Source organism: Candidatus Methylacidiphilales bacterium (assembly GCA_033875315.1).
Taxonomy (GTDB): domain Bacteria; phylum Verrucomicrobiota; class Verrucomicrobiia; order Methylacidiphilales; family CAZTYG01; genus JANRJG01.
Window position 1 is genome coordinate 14,157 of sequence record JANRJG010000012.1, and the last position, 19,179, is coordinate 33,335.

General features: G+C 61.2%; 16 protein-coding genes and 1 pseudogene. 8 read left to right on the forward strand and 9 right to left on the reverse strand.

The window, feature by feature from the left end:
* Positions 1-189 precede the first annotated feature (189 nt).
* From SFU85_04245 to SFU85_04255, 3 genes are all read right to left on the reverse strand, one after another.
* Positions 190-564, reverse strand: coding sequence for a hypothetical protein (locus SFU85_04245; GenBank protein MDX6765982.1), 375 nt, complete (start codon positions 562-564; stop codon positions 190-192).
* Between the two features lie 306 nt (positions 565-870).
* A complete protein-coding gene (locus tag SFU85_04250) occupies positions 871-3,612 on the reverse strand; it encodes a valine--tRNA ligase (GenBank protein ID MDX6765983.1) in 2,742 nt (913 codons plus the stop codon).
* Positions 3,613-3,695: 83 nt separating this feature from the next.
* The gene (locus SFU85_04255) at positions 3,696-4,913 is read right to left on the reverse strand and encodes an LptF/LptG family permease (protein ID MDX6765984.1); all 1,218 of its coding nucleotides are present in this window, start codon (positions 4,911-4,913) and stop codon (positions 3,696-3,698) included.
* 98 nt (positions 4,914-5,011) lie between these two features.
* Here SFU85_04255 and ffh point away from each other — a divergent pair, with 98 nt between their 5' ends.
* The 7 genes and pseudogenes from ffh (at position 5,012) to SFU85_04290 (ending at position 9,336) form a co-directional block, all read left to right on the forward strand.
* A complete protein-coding gene (gene ffh / locus SFU85_04260) occupies positions 5,012-6,331 on the forward strand; it encodes a signal recognition particle protein (GenBank protein ID MDX6765985.1) in 1,320 nt (439 codons plus the stop codon).
* 32 nt (positions 6,332-6,363) lie between these two features.
* Positions 6,364-6,612, forward strand: a complete 249-nt coding sequence (gene rpsP, locus SFU85_04265; protein MDX6765986.1) for a 30S ribosomal protein S16 — start codon at positions 6,364-6,366, stop codon at positions 6,610-6,612.
* 23 nt (positions 6,613-6,635) lie between these two features.
* Positions 6,636-6,878: a KH domain-containing protein gene (locus SFU85_04270; GenBank protein ID MDX6765987.1), complete on the forward strand. Its 243-nt coding sequence runs from the start codon at positions 6,636-6,638 to the stop codon at positions 6,876-6,878.
* 11 nt (positions 6,879-6,889) lie between these two features.
* Positions 6,890-7,588, forward strand: coding sequence for a tRNA (guanosine(37)-N1)-methyltransferase TrmD (gene trmD / locus SFU85_04275; GenBank protein MDX6765988.1), 699 nt, complete (start codon positions 6,890-6,892; stop codon positions 7,586-7,588).
* Between the two features lies 1 nt (position 7,589).
* Positions 7,590-7,898, forward strand: a pseudogene (gene rplS, locus SFU85_04280) (50S ribosomal protein L19).
* 423 nt (positions 7,899-8,321) lie between these two features.
* Positions 8,322-8,957 (forward strand): ribonuclease HII, encoded by a 636-nt coding sequence (locus SFU85_04285; GenBank protein MDX6765989.1) that lies wholly within the window; start codon positions 8,322-8,324, stop codon positions 8,955-8,957.
* Complete coding sequence (locus tag SFU85_04290) at positions 8,917-9,336, forward strand: YraN family protein (protein ID MDX6765990.1); 420 nt, start codon at positions 8,917-8,919, stop codon at positions 9,334-9,336. The genes SFU85_04285 and SFU85_04290 overlap by 41 nt, the downstream gene beginning before the upstream one ends.
* Positions 9,337-9,570: 234 nt before the next feature.
* Here the strand turns inward: SFU85_04290 and SFU85_04295 are convergent, their stop codons facing one another.
* The 4 genes from SFU85_04295 to SFU85_04310 all read right to left on the reverse strand — a co-directional run bounded on the left by SFU85_04295 (position 9,571) and on the right by SFU85_04310 (position 13,620).
* On the reverse strand, positions 9,571-11,670 hold the full coding sequence (locus SFU85_04295) for an adenylate/guanylate cyclase domain-containing protein (GenBank protein ID MDX6765991.1): 2,100 nt from the start codon (positions 11,668-11,670) through the stop codon (positions 9,571-9,573).
* Between the two features lie 18 nt (positions 11,671-11,688).
* The gene (locus SFU85_04300; protein MDX6765992.1) at positions 11,689-12,174 is read right to left on the reverse strand and encodes a YajQ family cyclic di-GMP-binding protein; all 486 of its coding nucleotides are present in this window, start codon (positions 12,172-12,174) and stop codon (positions 11,689-11,691) included.
* 100 nt (positions 12,175-12,274) lie between these two features.
* On the reverse strand, positions 12,275-12,706 hold the full coding sequence (locus SFU85_04305; protein ID MDX6765993.1) for a hypothetical protein: 432 nt from the start codon (positions 12,704-12,706) through the stop codon (positions 12,275-12,277).
* A 41-nt stretch (positions 12,707-12,747) separates the two neighbouring features.
* Positions 12,748-13,620 (reverse strand): RluA family pseudouridine synthase, encoded by an 873-nt coding sequence (locus tag SFU85_04310; protein ID MDX6765994.1) that lies wholly within the window; start codon positions 13,618-13,620, stop codon positions 12,748-12,750.
* A 118-nt stretch (positions 13,621-13,738) separates the two neighbouring features.
* Here SFU85_04310 and rlmN point away from each other — a divergent pair, with 118 nt between their 5' ends.
* Positions 13,739-14,782: a 23S rRNA (adenine(2503)-C(2))-methyltransferase RlmN gene (gene rlmN, locus SFU85_04315; protein ID MDX6765995.1), complete on the forward strand. Its 1,044-nt coding sequence runs from the start codon at positions 13,739-13,741 to the stop codon at positions 14,780-14,782.
* Between the two features lie 243 nt (positions 14,783-15,025).
* Here rlmN and odhB read toward each other — a convergent pair whose 3' ends face one another.
* Together odhB and SFU85_04325 are read right to left on the reverse strand one after the other, a co-directional pair.
* The gene (gene odhB / locus SFU85_04320) at positions 15,026-16,261 is read right to left on the reverse strand and encodes a 2-oxoglutarate dehydrogenase complex dihydrolipoyllysine-residue succinyltransferase (GenBank protein ID MDX6765996.1); all 1,236 of its coding nucleotides are present in this window, start codon (positions 16,259-16,261) and stop codon (positions 15,026-15,028) included.
* A gap of 38 nt (positions 16,262-16,299) precedes the next feature.
* Positions 16,300-19,122 (reverse strand): 2-oxoglutarate dehydrogenase E1 component, encoded by a 2,823-nt coding sequence (locus SFU85_04325; GenBank protein MDX6765997.1) that lies wholly within the window; start codon positions 19,120-19,122, stop codon positions 16,300-16,302.
* Positions 19,123-19,179: the final 57 nt, after the last annotated feature.

The window sequence follows — 19,179 nt, forward strand, 5'->3', positions numbered from 1 at the left end:
TAAAGAAAAATGAGGCTAGAATAGAACTTTTGAGTGAGGGCCACGTCAGTATTGATTGTTTTGACCAGGCGACGGCCTTCCCGCGTCCCAGGTATTGCCTCGACGAGTCCTGCGGTTCAGGCCGTATGAGGGACCATCAGCAAACCCAGATATCATTCCCACCGGCAGGCTTGGATGGGCCCGGCCCTTTTACTTGATCCAGTAACCGCCGACCTTGCCGTTCTTGAGGCTGAGGGTGGCGAGGGCGTCGTCGCTTCCGTCGGCGAAGCGGAGACGCCACAAAGTGACGTCGAATCCCTTCTGCTTGAGATCGCCGAGGTACGTCGGGGTCACGCCGGCTTTGAATTTGGGTCCGAGCTGGGCCGCCACGGAAGCGAAGGCGGCTTGGGGTAGTTGCTTGAATGCGGCATCCCCATCGGCGACAAAGGCCGCGTAGTCACCGGCAGTGATGGCTCCAAGGAGTTTGGTGGAAGCGGCGAGGGCCTCTGGAGCAGGTTCTGCGGCACGGGCGACGGCGAGGAGGCTTCCAAGGAGCAGGACGGTCAGGAGGGCGGGGATTTTCATGGGGATTCTCGTTTGCTTTTGATGCTCGTCAGAATGAACCGTGTGGTGGACGGACCTGTTCAATCTGCCCCGCACGGTAGGGTTATTCAAGAAGAACGACGAAGCATCCATCGCTTCCTTGGCGAATCACGGTGGTTGGCTGCCCGCGAAACACGCGAAATCAGAATGAAATTTTGCATGGTTCAAACGGAATACCGACGGGATTCAGTTTCCGAAAGTGGAGACTTCGATCAGGTCTTTCTCTCAAGCCTCAATGAACTCGCGCGCATTCCCGTGTTTCGCGGGCCTAATTCTAAATGGTCACCCTCATAGGCTCTTGAATTGGGCTTCGAGTTTAACCAGACGGTCTTTGGCGTCCTGGGCCAGGGCGCGCCACTCGGTGACTTTTTCCACCGGGGCTTTTTCCACCATCTGGGTGTTGGCCAGTTTCTTTTCCTCGCGCTCCAGATCGGCTTTTGCCTTGGTGATTTCCTTATCCAGGCGGGCTTTTTCTTTTTCCACGTCGATCAGGCCTGCGAGCGGGAGATAGAGTTCGCCCAAGGGGGTGATCAGCATCGGGGCCTTGATGGGGGCGGAGATCGCCTCCAAGGATGATGCGTTGAGGAGGCTCTCCAGAATACCGATGACAGAGGACAGAGGACGGACGTCGGTGAAAACCATTTTGAAGGCGATTTTTTGGCTGGAGGGAATGCCGAATTCGCCGCGGAGGCTTCGACCGGCGTCGACCGTGTTATAAACAGCATTGGCCAATTCCACATTTTCGCATTTCACATCCCGCGTTTTTGCGCTCGGCCAGACTGCGTATTGGATGGTTTCGTTGCTGAAACCGAGTTCCAGCCACAGCTCTTCCGTGATGAAGGGGGCGTAGGGGTGGAGCAGCCTGAGCACGCGGTGGAGGACGAAATCGATGGTGGCCAGGGTTCCGGAGCGGGTGGGGGAATCGGGGTTGTTGAAGTCGCCTTTTGCCGCTTCGAGGTAACGCGAGCAGAAGTCGTCCCAGACAAAGGCATAAAGCGCGGAGGCTACGGCACTGAATTGATATTCTGCGAAGCCCTTGTCCACTTCGAGGATCAATCGGTCGAGCTTGGCCAAGATGTCTTCGGCGAAGGGTGAGAGTTCGTGCCGCGCGGAATAGGGATCGGCCTGGGGATCGACCGGGCCCTGCATCGTCCGGAAGCGGCAGGCGTTCCAGAGCTTGTTGCAGAAGTTGCGGCCTTCCTCGACCTGCTTCTCATCGAAGCGGATGTCCTGTCCCTGGGGGGCGATGCGCATGAGGCCGAAGCGGAGGCCGTCGGCCCCGTATTTGGCGATGAGATCGAGCGGGTCGGGAGAATTGCCGAGCGACTTGCTCATCTTGCGACCCTTGGCGTCGCGGATCAGGCCGGTGAAGTAAACATCCTTGAAAGCAATGTTTTTCTGCACGTCGTCGGTGCCGGAGGGTTCGAACTCCAGGCCGGCGATGATCATGCGGGCGACCCAGAGGAAGATGATGTCGGGGCCGGTGACAAGAGCGGATGTGGGATAGAATTTTTTCTGGATCGCCGGGTCCATCGTGGCGTAGGCCCAGAGCCAGGAAGAAGCCCAGGTGTCGAGGCAGTCGGGATCCTGTTCCCAGCCTTCGCCCGGAGAATCGATCTGGCAGATTGATTCCAGTTTCAGGTTTCCAGTTTCAGGTTTCTGGTGGAGGCCCGTGTGATACCAAACGGGGATGCGGTGGCCCCAGATGACCTGGCGGGAGAGGCACCAGTCCTGGATGTTTTCCAGCCAGTGGGCGTAAACTTTTTCCCAGCGCTCGGGAAAGAAGCGGATCTGGCGCTCGCGCACCACGCGCAGGGCCTCATCGATCATCCTTCCGCCCAACATCTTTTTGTAATCAAGGAACCACTGCTCGGAGAGCCGGGGCTCGATGGGAACCTGGCCGCGCTCGCTGAAACCGACGTTGTTTTCGTAGGGATCTTCCTTCACCAATTGGCCGAGGGCGGCGAGCATCTCCGCGGCTTTTTTCCGGGCCTCGAATCGGTCGAGTCCGTCGAGTTCGGGCACGTCGGGGCAGTTGATCCGCCCATCCGCATGCAACACATCGATGATCGGGAGGTGGTGGCGCAGGCCGATGTCGAAGTCGGCTTTGTCGTGGGCCGGTGTGACCTTCAGCACGCCGGTGCCGAAGGCGAAATCGACGTGGTCGTCGGCGACGATGGGGATTTGGGCCTTGGGGAAGGGGCGCCAGACGTGCTTGCCGATGAGGGCGGTGTAGCGTTCGTCCTTGGGGTTGACGGCCACGGCGGTGTCGCCCATGAGGGTTTCCGGACGGGTGGTGGCGATTTCGAGGAAGCGGCCGGGTTCTTCGACCACTTCATAACGCATCGTGTAGAGTTTTCCTTTTTGCGGGGTGGCGATGACTTCCTCATCGGAGATGGCGGTGAGGGAGGCGGGACACCAGTTGACCATCCGCTTGCCGCGGTAGATGTAGCCGCGGTTGTAGAGGTCGACGAAGGCCTGCTGGACGGCGCGGTGGTAGTCGTCGTCCATGGTGAAGCGCTGGCGTTCCCAATCGCAGGAGCAACCGAGTTTCTTCAGTTGCTGGATGATGACGCCCCCGCGGTCGCGGGTCCACGACCAGACCAGTTCAAGCAGGTCCTCGCGGGGGATGTGGTGGCGGGTCAGGGGGACTTTGGCTTTGTTTTTCGACTGGTCCCAGACGCGGGGGAGCGATTCGAGGGTGGCGCGGACGCCGGGGGGGAGTTCGTCGGGCTTGCGCAGGGCTTTTTCGACCGCGGTCTGGGTGGCGAGACCGGCGTGGTCGGTGCCGGGGAGCCAGAGGACTTCCTTGCCTTCAAGTCGGGCCTTGCGGCAGAGGATGTCCTGGAGGGTGTTGTTGAGGACGTGGCCCAGTGTGAGGACGCCGGTGACGTTGGGCGGCGGGATGACGATGGAGTAGGCCGGCTTGGTCGAGGCGGGATCGGCGCGGAATGAGCCATGGGCGAGCCAACGGGCGTAGAGTTTTTCCTCCACGGGGCCGGGTTCATAGGCTTTGGCGAGTTCGGGCATGGAGGGCAAAATTAGCCTGCCCATCGCACACCGCAAGAACGGTGTGAAGCGTACGCTGATGGTGGGGCCGACGCGGAAGGCGCTTATCCCGAGGGAAAGACATCGTCCGGGGTGGAAGGCGAACTTGGGGTCGGATCAGAGCCTGAATGGGAGTTGGCGTTGGAAATGGGGAGGGGTGTCTGGCCTTGATGGATGAAATGGCGCAGATCCCACAGCCAGCCGACGCGTTCGGCAAAGAGCCAGAGCCCGGCAGTGCCGAAAAGGAAGACCGGACTCCATGCCGCCATCCAGGGGTTGAGCCGCTTGGCATTGCCCATGGCCTTGAAGAATTCCAAGCAGAGGATCAGGCCGCCGAGGACGAGCAGACACTGGAAGACGGCGGTGGCCTTGTTGCGACGGTCAAAGTTGACCGCCAGGCCGAAGGCAAAGAGGCAGAGGATGGGGCAGACCAGGGGATAGGCCAGCCGGTAGAGGTTCTCCGTGCGGTAGGGGGCGTTTTTGCCGGTCGAGCCGGAGGGCGCGGTTTTCAAGAATTCGCGCAGCTCCGGCCAGGTCATGCCGCTGGCCGGGCTCATGACGGCGACCAGTTGTCGCGGCGTTTCATTGAGGAAGGGGGTCTGTAGCGTGGGCAGGTCCTGGGGTGGGAGGGAGGAGCCATCGCGGTTGAATTCAACTTTTCGCACCCCGGCGAAGTCCCAGTAGCCGTCTTTGTATTCGCCGCGGGCGGCAAAAATCTTCAAACGGTCGCGGCCCAGGTCGTCGGGCAGGAGAATTTCCGCCTGTTTGACCGTTTTGTTCCTCAGGTCGATTTCCTGGGCGAACCATAGGGCGCCGCTGGCGCTGTTTTTGTAAATCACGGAGCGGAAAACCTGGGAGGAGGACTGGTTTTTCTGCATCTTTCTCGCCATCTCGATACGCCAGGCGTCGGTCTTGGGGGACCATTCGATGAAGAGGAAATACTGGACCACCATGACCCCGAGCCCGATGAGGAAGAAGGGGATGGAGACCCGGGCCAGGCTGGTCCCGGCGGTCAGGACGGCCACCAGTTCGCGGGTGGAGGACCAGGCCACCAGAACGGTGGTGACGGCGAGGAAGTACGCCGCCGGGGCGACCGACTGGAAAATCATCGGGGCGGGGATGAGGTAGAACTGGGCCAAGGCGCCCCAGCCGGCTTTGTTCTTGATCGCATCCGGTAGGGTATCGAAGAGGTCGATGACGATGAAGAGGCAGTAGAAGGCGACCAGGCAAAAGAAGAGGGGGGCGACCAGGCTGGTGAGGATGTGGCGGTCGATTAATTTCATGACAGGTGGCGCGGGGCTCCCTAAATTGGGCCCTCTGCCCATCTTCCGGTCCGGACCCAGAATTGCAAGTGTCCATCCGCAGGGGGCGACAAGCAAAAATGAATGCCCTTGCCGATAAACTCCAGTCCGTCTTCAAGACGCTTCGTGGCTATGGTACGCTGAACGAAAGCAATGTGGCCGAGGCCCTGCGCGATGTCCGCATGGCGTTGCTGGCCGCGGATGTGAATTACCAGGTGGCCCGGCAGTTCTGCGAGAGGGTCAAGGAAAAGGCCCTGGGCGAAGAAGTGCGGCAAAGCATCCGGCCGGGGGATTGGTTCGTCAAAATCGTCCACGACGAATTGTTGGCTTTGTTCACGCGGGAGGATGCGGGATTGGCCCCGGTGCGTCCGCTGCGCGTGGCGCTGTGCGGGTTGAACGGGGCGGGCAAAACCACCACCGCGGCCAAATTGGCCCAGTTTCTGGTGCAGGAACGGGAGCGGGTGGTCTTGGTGGCGGCGGACTTGCAACGACCGGCGGCCGCCGACCAATTGGGGATCCTTGGTACAAGAATCGGAGCCACCGTCCTGCGGCCGCAGCCGGGCCGGGATCTTGCGGCCCATCTGGCCTGGGCGAGGGAGGAATCTCTCCGTTTGGGGGCCACCGTGACCATCTTCGACTTGGCCGGGCGGATGGAAATCAACGACGATCTCCTGGCCGAGTTGGCGTCCGCCATCCGGGTCATCGAACCTCAAGAATCATTGTTGGTCGCGGACGCGGCCTTGGGCCAGGCCGCTGTCGAAGTGGCCAAAGGTTTCATGGCGCGGGCCCGTCTGACCGGCTTGGTACTCTCGAAATTCGACGGCGATGCCCGTGGGGGATCGGCTTTTTCGTTACAGGAAGTTACAGGTTGCCCGATCAAGTTTTTAGGAACCGGGGAAAAGACAGGGGATTTTGAGGCTTTTGAGGCCGAGCGACTGGTCCGTCGGCTCCTGGGCATGGGGGATCTTTATGGGTTGGCGCAGAAAGTCCAGGAAACGGTCGACGTGGAAGACGTTTCGCGGATGCAGGAGAAGATGAAGAAGGAATCTTTCGACCTGCAGGACTTCCAGGACCAAATGCGGATGATGCGGAAATTGGGTCCGCTACAGAATCTTCTTGGCATGATACCCGGCATGGGTAGCATCCCACATTCCGCAGTCGACGAAAACGGGTTGAAACGGACGGAGGCGATCCTGGGGTCCATGACCAAGCAGGAGAGACGCAAACCGGACCTGATCAACGCGCGACGCCGACTGCGAATTGCCTCGGGCAGCGGAACTTCCGTGACGGAAGTCAACCAGCTGCTCCATCGTTTTCGGACCATGAAGAAAATGATGGGCAAAGTGACCCGCAGCGGGAGGCCTGAGGAACAGCTCAAAAAACTGTTCCGGGGCCGCTGAACCGCCGCACAGACAGGAAGAGGAAAACGATTATGGCAGTAGTCATTCGACTGAGACGAGAAGGCGCCAAGAACCGCCCGTACTACCGTGTGGTGGTGGCGGACAAGCGCAGCCCCCGCGATGGCAAGTTCATCGAGGCCGTGGGTTCGTACGACCCGCAGGGCAAGAACCAGGAATCCCCGCTCAAGCTGGAGCGTGTGGAGTACTGGATCAAGCAAGGGGCCAAGCCCTCGGAAACCGTCACCAGCTTGATCAAAAAGACGCGCAAGAAAGCCGCCTAACCCAGCGAAGCGAGACCCCGGCGATGAAATACTTCGTGGAATTCGTGGTCTCTTCGATGGTGAGCTATGCGGACGAAGTGGATGTCCAGGAGGTGGAGAACAACGGAGTGACGACCTACGTCGTGCGCCTGAACCCGGCGGATATCGGCCGGGTCATCGGCAAGCACGGCAAGACCATCGGCGCGATCCGCAGCCTCATGCAGGCCGCAGCCTCCCGGGACAACCGGCGGGTGCAGCTCGAGGTGGTGGACGAGGCCGCGGCCTGAAGGTCAAGGTCTTGAAGATCGACGTCCTGACGCTTTTCCCCGAAATGATGGAGGGTCCGCTGCGGACCAGCATCCTCCAGCGGGCGCAGAAAGCAGGACAGGCCGTCATCCGTGTCCACAACATCCGTGACCAGGCGCACGACCGGCATCGCACGGTGGACGACCGGCCCTACGGCGGCGGCCCCGGGATGGTGATGATGTGCGAGCCCCTGGTGTCGGCCATCGAGGCCGTCCGGACGTTGGAGGCGGAACCCGCCCGGGTCATTTACCTGACCCCCGAGGGGAAGGTCTTCGACCAGGCCAAGGCGGTGGAACTGGCCGCCTTGCCACGGTTGGTCCTGGTCAGCGGCCACTACGAAGGGATCGACGAAAGGGTGAGGGAAGGCTGGATCGACGAGGAGATATCCATCGGCGATTATGTGCTGACCAACGGCACCCTGCCGGCCCTGGTGGTGATCGACGCGGTGGTGCGGTTGTTGCCCGGGGTCCTGGGCAACGAAGAGTCGGCGGAGACGGAAAGTTTTTCCGCGGACCTTTTGGAAGGTCCGCAGTATACGCGCCCGGTGGAATTCCGGGGCAAGAAGGTGCCGGAGATCCTGCTCACCGGCAACCATGCGGCCATCGCCACATGGCGCCACGAGCAGGCCGAACGCCGGACGCGTGAACGTAGAATGGATTTATTGGAACAGCGAAACGAGAAAGGTGAATGAGATGAAACTGATTGAAAAAATCGAGAGCGAACAGCTCAAGGCGAAAAAGGTCGACTTCAAGGTCGGCGACTGGGTCAAAGTGTCCACCCGGGTCAAAGAAGGCGACAAGGAACGTACCCAGGTCTATGCCGGGGTGGTCATCGGCCGCAAAGGCCGCGGCATCAACGAAAGCTTCACCGTGCGCCGCATCAGCTACGGTGAAGGTGTCGAGCGCGTGTTCCCGTTGCACTCGCCCTTCATTGAGAAGATTGTCGTCGAGACCTCCGGCACCGCCCGCCGGGCCAAGTTGTATTTCCTGCGCGGCAAGAAGGGCGCCCTGACGGTCAAGGCCGATGAGGGTGCGGTGCGCGACAGCAAGGCCGCCAAGGCCAAAGCCAAGTCCGAGGCGAAAGCCGAAGCCAAGGCCGCTGCGGCCGCGGAATAATGATCTTCCGCCCTCTCTAGCAGGCGGGCACGATCCCACAAAAGCCCGGGGCGCGACGCTCCGGGCTTTTTGTGTTTGGATGAATTGGTGAATGGGGGGACGGCCTCCGCTTTGGCGTCATACTCAAACCAAATGGAGTAGGCGAAAAAGTGCCAAAACTGCCTTATGGGAGGGCGAAGTTCCAGCTGAGCCGCCCTTGGAAAAATGACCTCAAAACGGCTTGGCCCCGAACGCCTACGGGGGAGCCAGGAGCCTCGCCCTCCCGCTGATTCTGTCGCTGATTCAATAGGATTTGGTATAAAAACAACCATGGCCAAGATAGGACTTTCCTGGGATTTTGAGATCGAAGCCCAGGCCGCGGGTTTTACCCGGATCGCCGGGGTGGATGAGGCCGGGCGTGGTTGTCTGGCCGGCCCGGTGGTGGCAGCCGCACTCCTCTTCCCCTCTCTGGGAAGCTGTCCGCCTGGACTCAACGATTCCAAGAAGCTGACGCGCAAAGCGCGGAGCCGGTTGTTTGACGAATTGCAGTCGCTGCCCGGCATAGAATGGGCGGTCGGCACGGCCTCGGTGGAAGAAATCGACCGGATCAACATCCTGCAAGCGGCATTGCTGGCCATGCGGCGCGCGGTTGAAGGGCTGTCGCGCAAAGTGGATTTCCTGCTCGTGGATGGCAACATCCTGCCCGATTCAGGCCGGCCCGGCCGGGCGGTGGTTTCCGGCGACGCCCGGGTTCCCTCCATTGCCGCTGCCTCCATCCTTGCCAAGGAAAGCCGCGACCGTATCATGGAGCGGATTGAAAGGGAATACCCCGGATACGGATTCGCACAGCACAAGGGCTACGGCACCGCCGCACACCTCCGTGCTCTCGCGGCTCTGGGGCCTTGTCCGGAACACCGCCGCTCCTTTGCTCCCGTGGCGCAATGCCACCCTGCCCGCCCGGAGTGACCGGTCCGGGCGCGGGGCCCGGGGCGAGGCCGCAGCGGCGCGGTTCCTGCGCCGGCAGGGTTACCGCATCCTGGTCCGGAATTACACCACCAGATGGGGCGAGATCGACCTGGTATGCCGCCATCAAGACACCCTGGTGTTCGTCGAGGTCAAGGCCCGGGCCACCGATGCCTGGTCCAGTCCGGCGGCGGCAGTCACGCCCTCGAAGCAACGCAAACTGATCCGCGCGGGCCATGCTTATCTGCAGGAATTGAAGCGCGATGACATTCCCGTCCGCTTTGATGTGGTTGAAGTGGACCTCGGAGATGACGGTCGGATGGAGTGCCGGTTGATCGCCCATGCCTTCAAAGTGCCGAATCCGGGTGAGTTTCCGGGGTGAGGCGATTCCTTGGAGCCTTTTCTATTGAATTGGCCGCAGTTTCCACTCCTTTCTCTTACTCGCGCTCGTGCTCGTGATCTCCATCCACGAGAGAACGAGAAGGAGAAAGAGTACGAGAACGATGAGCAGATTAAACGCAAAACGCACCTGGAGCCTCCCGTGCCCCGTTCCTCCTCAGCGCTCCTTGCGTCTCTGCGCGAGATCAACGGTTTTTTGTCACAAAGTCCTACCCGATCACTTGGTCTTCATGACAAAGACGCCATCCCAACTTGCGGGAGGGTGGGCGAGGAGTTCCTGGCAACGTTCCAAGTAGAGATGGGGCAACTGGTTGTGCTTCCAACGCGGCAGGATTTGTTGCAAGGCGTCGCACGCTTCGGTGAACCGTCCGGCACGGTAGTCCCGAATGGCGTGTTCGTAGACGGCCAGCGCTTCGAGGTCGGGATTCTGGCGCAGGATGGTGAAGGTGTCGGCGGCGATGGTTTTGCCCTTCAGGCGGATGAGGTCCACGGTTTGCAGGGGGAAGGCGCCCCGAACCAGATCTGCCACGGATTGGCCGAGGATGAGGGTGAGGCCGTACTCCTTGGTCGCGCCCTCCAGACGTGAGGCCATATTCACGGCATCGCCGATGACGGTGAATTCCTTCTTGCGGGTCGACCCCATGTCGGCCGCGATGACCTCGCCGTGGTTCAGCCCGATGCCGATGTGGAATTCGCCCTTGCCCTCGGCTGTCCATTTGGCGTTGAGCTTGTCGAGGGAATCGAGCATATCGAGCGCGGTGAAGACGGCATTGCGGGCATCGTTCTCCTTGCCCGCGCTGGTGACATTGCCCCAGACCGCCATGACGGCATCGCCGATGAATTTGTCCAGGGTGCCGTCGTGGCGGAAGACGGCTTCAACCATCTCGGTGAAGTATTCATTGAGTTGGACGACGAGGGCCTTGGAGTCGGCGCTTTCGGTCAGGGTGGTGAAGCCGCGGAGGTCGGAGAAAAGCATGGTGCAGGGGAGGCGGGTGCCCTTGCGGATCTCGTCGAATTCCTCGGCCCGGTCGAGCATGCTGGCGACGACATTGGCCGAGACGTATTTTTCGAAATTCGCACGGGTGCGGGCGCGGTCGAGGCGGTCCATGAGGAACTGGTGGAAGAGGCAGGCGGCACCGGAGGTGTTGAAACAGAGGATGGGGGCGATGGCGATGATCATCCAGCCGTGTTGGCTGTAGAGCCATTGGATGAAGAAGAGGAAAGCGGTGCTGATGAGGGCCAGGCCGAGCACGCGCAGGACGGGCGCACCGACCAGGGCCATGAGGAGGAATGCGGCCAGACCGCAGGCGGCGATGAGTCCCAGATTCCAGACCGGGGAAGGTTCGCGGATGAAGGAGCCCGTGAGGGCGGCGTTGAGGGCGTTGGCGTGGACCTCGGGTCCGAACATTTTGGAGAGATAGGGGGTTTGTTGGAGGTCCTGTGTCCAGTTGGCGGCCGGTCCGATGAGCACCATCTTGCCTTTGAAAAAGGCCCCGTTGTCGTAGTTGTTCTGCCAGATCGATGGGACGAAGATCTCGTAAATGGGACGGTAAGGGAACCCGGTGTTGGGCCCGCCCGCATAGCGGAAACGGTATTGTCCCCCGTCCCAGGCGGGAATCAGATGGGACAGCCCGGCCTTGTGCAGCGCCTTGGCCGCCAGTGATTCGACCAAAGAACCGTTGGGCCCGAGGGTGGGGTCCCATTGGCGGTAGGTGACGCGACGGATGACGTCGTCGGCATCCGGGTAAAAATTGACGTAGCCGAGAATGGGCAGGGATTCCATGACTCCGCCAATGAGCGTTTCGGACGGGTAGATGTTGATGCGCGCGGATTCGGTGTGGGCGTTGCCGTTGACGATGTTGTAGCCGAGAACGACCTTGTCGGCATGGCGCTTGAGGGTTTGGGCCAGGATGTCATCGCCGACGCCGGGGTTGGGGAAGAGAAGGTCGACGATGATGGCCTCCGCGCCGGCGGAGGCGAGCCGCTCGATGGCCTCGGCCCAGACGGCGCGGGACCAGGGCCAGGTGTTGCTCATGGACTGGAGCGCGGGCGAGCCCGCCATTTCTTCGGGGAAGGGACGGTCCTCCTTCTGTTGGTCGAAGCCGAGGAAGACAACGCGCGGGTCGGTGGGAGCCGGGAGTCCCTGGCGGAGTCTCACGTCTTGCAGGCGCCATTCTGCTCCCGTCATCGGGGAGACGAAATCCTCCGAAACAGTGGTTTCGCCAAAGTAGTAAAGGGCGATCCAGAAGAGCGAAAAACCGGCACAGAGGGCCCCGCAGGTGCGGAGGGAGTGGGCGCGGGTTTTTCCGACGGACATCGGCGGGCCTTGGCTTGATCAGTCGCGGAAATTGCCGAAACCGACACCGACGGGAAGTTCGGTGGCTCGGAGCCGTTGGATGACTTCCTGGAGGTCGTCACGGTTCTTGCCGGTGACGCGGATCTTGCCCTCCTGGATCTGGGCCTGGACCTTCAGACCGAAGCCCTTGATGATCTGGACGACCTGTTTGGCGGTTTCGCCCTCGAAGCCCTGTTTGATTTTGATTTCCTGCCGGGCGCGTCCCACGCTGGAGGTCTCGATTTTCTGGTGGTCCATGTTCTTCAGGCAGATGTCGCGCTTGGCCAGTTTGCCCATGAGCATTTGGTCGAGGGTTTTCAATTTGAATTCATCGTCGGCGCTGAGGACGAACTTGTCCTTTTCCTCCTCAAGCTCCCAGTTCACCCCTTTGAAGTCGAAGCGGGTCAGGACTTCCTTGCGGAATTGGAGGGTGGCGTTTTTGACTTCGGCCATGTCGACTTCGGAGGAAACATCAAAGGAGGGCATCCGGAGATTAAAGGCGAGCCCGCGCCCGCCGTCAAAGGAAACGGGAAACGGGCAGCCGGTTGGCTGGCCGGAAGGGAGGGCGGCCGGATGATGACGGTGATTATTTGGAGAGACCCAAGGCCTGGTTGACGATGGGGGCGATGACTTGGTCGGGCTCGAACTGGGGGGCGGCGACGAGGATGGCCATTTGCTCCTGCGGGGTGAGGTTGGCGGTGATTTCGGCGACCAGCGGGGTGAATGCGGTGAGGAGAGCCTTTTGTTCCTTTTCCGGCAGCGCTTGGAAGTCGGCCAAAGTGAGGGGCACGGGATCGGGCTCTTGGGCACGCTTTTGGATGGTTTTCCAAGCGGTGGGGCTGGCTTTCTGGATGGTGGTCATCCATTGGGCCGGGGTCTTGGTTTTGACGATTTCCCGCAGCAAGGGTGAGAAGGCCGGAGGAAGGGCAGCTTCGGTGGTGGAAGCGGTCTGCGCGCAAAGCCAGAGGGGTGATCCGAGTAGGAAGGCGGACAGGAAAAGGCAGGGCGGGCGTTTCATGGATCCAGTCTGGCGCAGGGCAAGCGCATGGCAAGGGGGGATCAACGGACCAGCTTGGTCAACTCCTTGGGCATCGGTGATTGGAAGGCAAGCCAATCCCCGGTGGCGGGATGGGGGAATTTCAACGAGGTGGCGTGCAGACCGAGTCGGTGGGCGGGGTTGGTTCTCGATCCGTACTTTTCATCGCCGATGATGGGGCAACCCGCGTCTGACAAGTGGACCCGGATCTGGTGGCGTCTTCCGGTTTCAAGCGTCAGTTCAACCAGGCTGCGCCGTCCTTTTTCCGCCAGAACCTGGTAGTGCGTGACGGCGTGGCGGGTGAAATCAGTTGGCGGGTTGACGAAGACCTTGAAGGGGTTGCGCTCGTCGAGGTGGCAGTCGAAGGTGCCGGTTTTTTGCGGCAGACGGCCCTCGATCACGGCCTCGTATTTCTTCTCCACCCGGTCCCAGCCGGATTGCAGGGTATCCTTGGCTTCGGGGGTTTTGGCGAAGACCATCAAGCCGGAGGTTTCCTTGTCGAGGCGGTGGACGATCCAGACGCGCTCGCGGCCCTGGGATTTGCCCTGGCGGAGGTAGTCGGTCAGTTGGAAGTAGGCGGTTTTTTCCTGTTCGCCCATGCTGGCGATGCTCAAAAGGTCCGGGGGTTTGTCGATGACGAGGAGATGGGCGTCTTCGAACCAGGCCTTCATCCCGGCACCGATGAGTGTTTTGGGGACGGCGTAACGGTCGCTGCGGACAGCGACGACATCGCCGGGGACGAGGGGGTGGTCGAATTGCGAGGTGGGCCGGCCGTTGACGGTGAGGGCCTGGAATTTGAGCCAGGTGCGGATCTGCTTCTTTTTGACCTCGGGCCAGGCGGCAAAGGCATGGTCCAGCAGCGTGGTGGATTCGGTGACGGTGCTGGGTTTGGGCATGTACTTGTTTTCTAGCAGTCCGGAGGAACGGGCACGATACGAAATGTGTCCACAATTCCAGTCGCGTGTTCACATTCCGATTGCCGGGCCTCGGCACGGTCCGTGATAATCGGCCTGGATGGGACTGTCACTATACGGATGTACCTTTCCCGGGATGGAACGGCTTTTGGAAAGCGACGGGATCAAGCCGGTGCATGCCCGGGTGCTTTGGCGGGCCCTCTACCGCGACCTGGCGGCGGTGGAAGATCTGGCCGACCGGAAGGACTTCCCGGCGCCCTTGCGGTCGTGGTGCCGGGCCCGGGGCTTCGAGGAACGGATTCGCATGGCCTCGGCGATTTCCAGCATTGATGGCCTAACACGGAAGTTCCTGCTCAAACTGGAGGATGGGCATGCGGTGGAGACGGTGCTGATGGGCTATCCCGGCCGATCGACGGCCTGTGTCAGCACCCAGGCGGGCTGCGCCATGGGATGTGTGTTCTGTGCCACCGGCCAGATGGGTTTTTCCCGCCACCTCACGGCTGCAGAGGTTGTCTTCCAAGTGGTGCATGACCAGCGGGTGCTGCAACAGTCGGGGAAGATTGGATTGCGCAATGTTGTGCTCATGGGCATGGGTGAACCGTTGCACAACTACGAGGCGGTCATGCAGGCCCTGGAGATCATCACCGACTCGCGCGGCCTGAACCTGGGGGCCTCGCGGATCACCGTGAGCACGGTCGGCCATGTGCCTGGGATACTGCGTTTGGCGGAGGAGGGGAGGCCCTACCATCTGGCGGTGAGCCTGCACGGGGCCACACAGGAAGCCCGGGCGGCCCTGGTGCCGGTGGCACGGAAATGGCCTCTGGACGAATTGATGCGGGCCTGCCGCACGTATGCCAAACTAACCAAACGGAGGATCTTCGTGGAGTGGACACTGATCGACGGCCGTAACGATTCGCCGGAGCAGGCGCGGGAGTTGGCGTCATTGCTGGCCGGTTTGGATTGCCATGTGAACCTGATCCCGTTGAACCCGACCGAGGGCTACCGGGAGGCCCCGGCTGGACTGTCGGCGGCGCGGGCTTTCCAACGGGTGCTGGCCGATGCCGGTTTGCCGAGTACCGTCCGGCAACGGCGGGGGATCGACGTGGCCGCGGGTTGCGGGCAGTTGAAGGCGGCGTGTGGGTGATGGAGGGATGGATGGAGGCGGACTGCCGGCGCCGGTTCCGACGGATGGGCCTGGCGTCCAAAGTGCTAGGAGCATTTTGCGTTTGATCTGCTGCTCGTTCTCATACTTTATCTGGTTCGCGTGCTCTTTGAATGAGAGCGAACGAGCACGAAAGCGAGTAAGAGAAAAGAGTTGGCACCACGCCAATCAAACGCAATGCACTCTAGACTGGGAGGGCCTCGTTCTCCCCGACCGCTCAACCGCTCAAACTTCGAGAAGGGCGAGGGCGGGGGTTTCGATCGCTTCCTTGATGCGGACCAGGAAGGTCACCGCTTCTTTGCCATCGACCAGGCGGTGGTCGTAGGTGAGGGCGGCATACATGATCGGACGGATTTCCACCCGGCCATCGATGGCCACGGGACGGTCGACAATGTTGTGCATGCCCAGGATGGCGCTCTGGGGCGGATTGACGATGGGCGTGGAGAGCATGGAGCCGAAGGTGCCCCCGTTGGTGATGGAAAACACCCCGCCTTCGAGGTCGCTCATGGCGATCTGTCCGGCCTTGGCTTTTTTGGCGTAGTCGATGATGGCTTTCTCGATGTCGGCCAGCGACATTTGATCAACGTTGCGCAGAACGGGGACGAAGAGTCCCTTCTCGGTCGAGATGGCGATCCCGATGTCGTAGAAATGGTTTTGGACAATCTCGTCGCCTTCAATCCGGGCGTTGATGTTGGGGACCTGTTGGAGGGCGTAGACGGTGGCTTTGACAAAGAACGACATGAAGCCGAGTTTGACGCCGTGTTTTTCAACGAAGCGGTCCTGGAATTTTTTCCGCAGGGTCATGACGCCGGACATGTCGACTTCGTTGAATGTCGTCAGGAGCGCGGCCTGGCGCTGGGCGCTGACCAGACGATCGGCGATTTTCTTGCGCAGCTGGCTCATCTTCCGCCGCGAGGTGCGCCCGGTCGGGCTGGCGGCGGTGGCGGAGGCGGCGATGGAGACGGTTTCGCGCGGAATGAGGGTCTGGCTCCTGGGTTGCGGCGCGGGGGTGATGGCGGCGGCCTGAAGCTGGGATTGGATGTAATTCAGGACATCTTCCTTGATCAAACGGCCGTCTTTTCCGGTGGCGGGGATTTTTGCGGCATCCAGTTTGTTTTCTTCGACCAGCCGGCGGACGGCGGGGGAGAGATCCACAGCGATTTCTGATTTCTGATTTTTGATTTCTGATTGGGGGGCGGAGGCTGTTCCTGCCGCCGGAGCCTTGGCGCTCTCATCGATTTCTGCCACGACCTGGCCCACTTGGATTTCGGCGCCGTCGTTGACCAGGGTTTTGATCGTGCCGGCGGTATCGGCGTAGACTTCGGTGGTGACTTTTTCGGTTTCGAATTCAAAAAGCACCTCACCGGACTTGACGTAATCGCCGGATTTCTTTTTCCAGGCGCCGAGGACGCCGGAGGTGATGGATTCGCCGACGGAGGGGACTTTGACAGTGATGGGCATACAAAAAGGTGTATAGCGGATGGGGAATGGCGGATGGATCAGTTTTCGAAGGCTTGTCGGACGAGGTCCTGTTGTTCGAGTTCGTGGATGGCAAGCGAACCGGTGGCGGGGCTGGCGGAGGCGTCGCGTCCGGCGTAGACGATGTCGCGGCCGAAGAGGGCGCGCAGGCGGGGTTCGATGAAAGTCCAGGCCCCCATGTTCTGTGATTCTTCCTGGCACCAGACGATTCTGGCGTCCGCGTAGGCGGCGGTGGCGGCTTTGAGTTTGTCGGTATGCAGGGGGTAGAGTTGCTCGATGCGAACGATGGCCACGTCGTCCGCCTTGCGGGCTTCGCGTCCCGCTTCGAGGTCGTAATAGACCTTGCCGGTGCAGAGGATGACGCGGGAGGCCTTTTTCGGGGGGTTGGGATCGGGGAGGATTTCCTGGAACGATCCACCGGAGAACAGGGCGATGTCCGAGGCGACGCGCTTGTCGCGCAGGGCGCCCTTGGGGGTCATCAGGATGAGGGGCTTGTGGATCTTGCGCAGGGCCTGGCGGCGGAGGATGTGGAAGTGGTTGGCGGCAGTGGAGCAGTAGGCGACCTGGATGTTGTCCTCGGCGCAGAGCTGGAGGAAGCGTTCAAGCCGGGCGCTGGAGTGTTCCGGGCCCTGGCCGTGGTAGCCATGGGGCAGCATCAGGGTGATGCCGGAGGTGACGCCCCACTTGGATTCGCAACTGCTGATGAACTGGTCGATCATGACCTGGGCGCCGTTGGCGAAGTCGCCGAACTGGGCTTCCCAGATGCAGAGCATGTTGGGGTAGTCGAGGGAGTAGCCGAAGTCAAATCCAAGGACGCCCGCTTCGGAGAGCGGGCTGTTGTAGACGCAGAAGCGCTCCTGCGTCGGGGAAATATTCATCAGGGGGATGTAACGGTCCCGGGTTTCGAGGTCGTACAGGACCGCGTGGCGCTGGCTGAAGGTGCCCCGGCGGACGTCCTGGCCGGAGAGGCGAACCGGGATTCCCTGGTCGAGGAGGGTGCCGAAGGAAAGGATTTCAGCAAAGGCCCAGTCCACCTTTTCGCGGCCCTCGGCCATGGCCCGGCGCGATTGCTGGACCTTGGCGATCTTGGCGTTGATCTTGAAATTTTGGGGCTCGGCTGTGACGGCCTGGCCCACCTTGAGCAACCGTTCGGGCGTCACGGTGGTGTCCACCGGATCGAGGATTTCCGGGGTGGCGAGTGGCGGACGCATGCGCGGCTTGATGTCACGGGTGGCCGCCTTGGACTCGTTCAGGGCGGTTTCGAACTGGTCTTGGAATTTTTGGATGTATTCCTGGGCCCGCGCTTCGGTGATGTCGCCATTGGTGACGAGCTTGGGGATCAGGATCTCGCTCACGCGGGGTTGGGCGTCGATTTCCTGGTAAAGCGTGGGCTGGGTGAAGTTGGGTTCGTCGCCTTCGTTGTGTCCGTGGCGGCGGTAGCAGCAGAGGTCGATGACGATGTCTCGCTTGAAGGTCTGGCGGTATTCGAAGGCGATCTCCATGACGTGCACGGCGGCGATGGGGTCGTCACCGTTGACGTGGAAAATGGGGATGCCGTTCATCTTGGCGATGGACGTGCAGTAGATGGGCGAGCGGGCGTCCTTCGGGACGGTGGTGAAGCCGATCTGGTTGTTGATGACCAGGTGGATGGTGCCGCCGGTCTTGTAGCCGTCGAGCTGGGCCAGGTTGAGGGTTTCCTGGACGATGCCCTGACCGATGAAGGCGGCGTCGCCGTGGATGAGGATGGGCAGCACCTTGGATCGTTCCTGGGTGTCGTTGAGGATGCGCTGCCAGGCCCGGGCCTTGCCAAGGACGACGGTGTTGACGGCTTCCAAGTGGCTGGGGTTGGGGGCGAGGGAGATGTCAACGGTGTCGCCGGAGGATGCGGCCACCTGGGCCTCGTAGCCAAGGTGGTACTTGACGTCGCCATCGCCTTGCACGGAATCGGGGACGTAGTTTTCCGCGAAACCGGAGAAGAGGGCCTTGTAGGCTTTGTTGAGGATGTTGGCCAGGACGTTGAGGCGGCCGCGATGGGCCATACCCATGACGATGCGGCGGACGCCGTGTTTGGGGCAGCGTTCGACGATGGCGTCGAGCATCGGGATGAGGGTTTCGCCGCCCTCCAGGCCGAAGCGTTTCTGGCCGACATACCGCGTATGGAGGAATTTCTCGAAGAGTTCGGCCGCGAGGACACGGTTGAGGATGCGTCGCTTGATCTGGCTGGTGAAGTTGGGCTGGTTGCGGGAATTTTCGATGCGGTCACGGATCCAGCGCCGGATGGCAAAATTCTGGATGTGCATGTATTCGACGCCGATCGTGCCGCAGTAGGTGGCTTTGAGGATGGAGAGGATTTCGCGCAGGGTGCGGTCGCCGCCTCCGGCCAGACGGCCGCAATCGAATTTCGTATCCAAGTCGGCCTCGCTCAGGTTGAAGTGCTTGAGGTCCAGCTCGGTATCGACCGGCTTGGCGATCTCCAGAGGGTCGAGGCTGGCGAGGTGGTGACCCAGCGTGCGGTAGGCGAAAAGCAGGTTGTAGATGCGGGCCTGCTTGAGACGGTAGATGCGGTCGGAGTCGGTGCCGGAAGTGGATGTGGGCGCCGGGGATCCAGAGGTGGCGGCCCCGACTTCTTGTTGGCAGCCGAGTTCGAAGCCCTCGAAGAAGGCCCGCCATGCGGTGTCCACTTGTTCGGGTGCCACTCGCCACTGCTCGTAAATATCCTCCAAGAGGCCGGCATTGGCCCCACTGGCCAGACCGCCGCGGGCCTGGGGATCGGGGGAGGGATTGCGCCGGGCCAGACGATCGAGGGCCGGGCGGTCGCTGTCGCTCAGATTGAAGTCGTGCATCAGGTGTGCAGAAGATTAAGCCCTCAAACGTGGAATGTCAAATGCCCTTGGTTAAAA

Excerpts from the sequence above, each read along its gene's own strand:
- SFU85_04305 (MDX6765993.1), bottom strand. The coding sequence starts at position 12,706 with ATGAAACGCCCGCCCTGCCTTTTCCTGTCCGCCTTCCTACTCGGATCA.
- SFU85_04245 (MDX6765982.1), bottom strand. The coding sequence starts at position 564 with ATGAAAATCCCCGCCCTCCTGACCGTCCTGCTCCTTGGAAGCCTCCTC.
- SFU85_04270 (MDX6765987.1), top strand. The coding sequence starts at position 6,636 with ATGAAATACTTCGTGGAATTCGTGGTCTCTTCGATGGTGAGCTATGCG.
- SFU85_04255 (MDX6765984.1), bottom strand. The coding sequence starts at position 4,913 with ATGAAATTAATCGACCGCCACATCCTCACCAGCCTGGTCGCCCCCCTC.
- rpsP (MDX6765986.1), top strand. The coding sequence starts at position 6,364 with ATGGCAGTAGTCATTCGACTGAGACGAGAAGGCGCCAAGAACCGCCCG.
- SFU85_04295 (MDX6765991.1), bottom strand. The coding sequence starts at position 11,670 with ATGTCCGTCGGAAAAACCCGCGCCCACTCCCTCCGCACCTGCGGGGCC.
- SFU85_04300 (MDX6765992.1), bottom strand. The coding sequence starts at position 12,174 with ATGCCCTCCTTTGATGTTTCCTCCGAAGTCGACATGGCCGAAGTCAAA.
- SFU85_04250 (MDX6765983.1), bottom strand. The coding sequence starts at position 3,612 with ATGCCCGAACTCGCCAAAGCCTATGAACCCGGCCCCGTGGAGGAAAAA.
- rlmN (MDX6765995.1), top strand. The coding sequence starts at position 13,739 with ATGGGACTGTCACTATACGGATGTACCTTTCCCGGGATGGAACGGCTT.
- SFU85_04285 (MDX6765989.1), top strand. The coding sequence starts at position 8,322 with ATGGCCAAGATAGGACTTTCCTGGGATTTTGAGATCGAAGCCCAGGCC.
- SFU85_04325 (MDX6765997.1), bottom strand. The coding sequence starts at position 19,122 with ATGCACGACTTCAATCTGAGCGACAGCGACCGCCCGGCCCTCGATCGT.
- odhB (MDX6765996.1), bottom strand. The coding sequence starts at position 16,261 with ATGCCCATCACTGTCAAAGTCCCCTCCGTCGGCGAATCCATCACCTCC.
- SFU85_04310 (MDX6765994.1), bottom strand. The coding sequence starts at position 13,620 with ATGCCCAAACCCAGCACCGTCACCGAATCCACCACGCTGCTGGACCAT.
- ffh (MDX6765985.1), top strand. The coding sequence starts at position 5,012 with ATGAATGCCCTTGCCGATAAACTCCAGTCCGTCTTCAAGACGCTTCGT.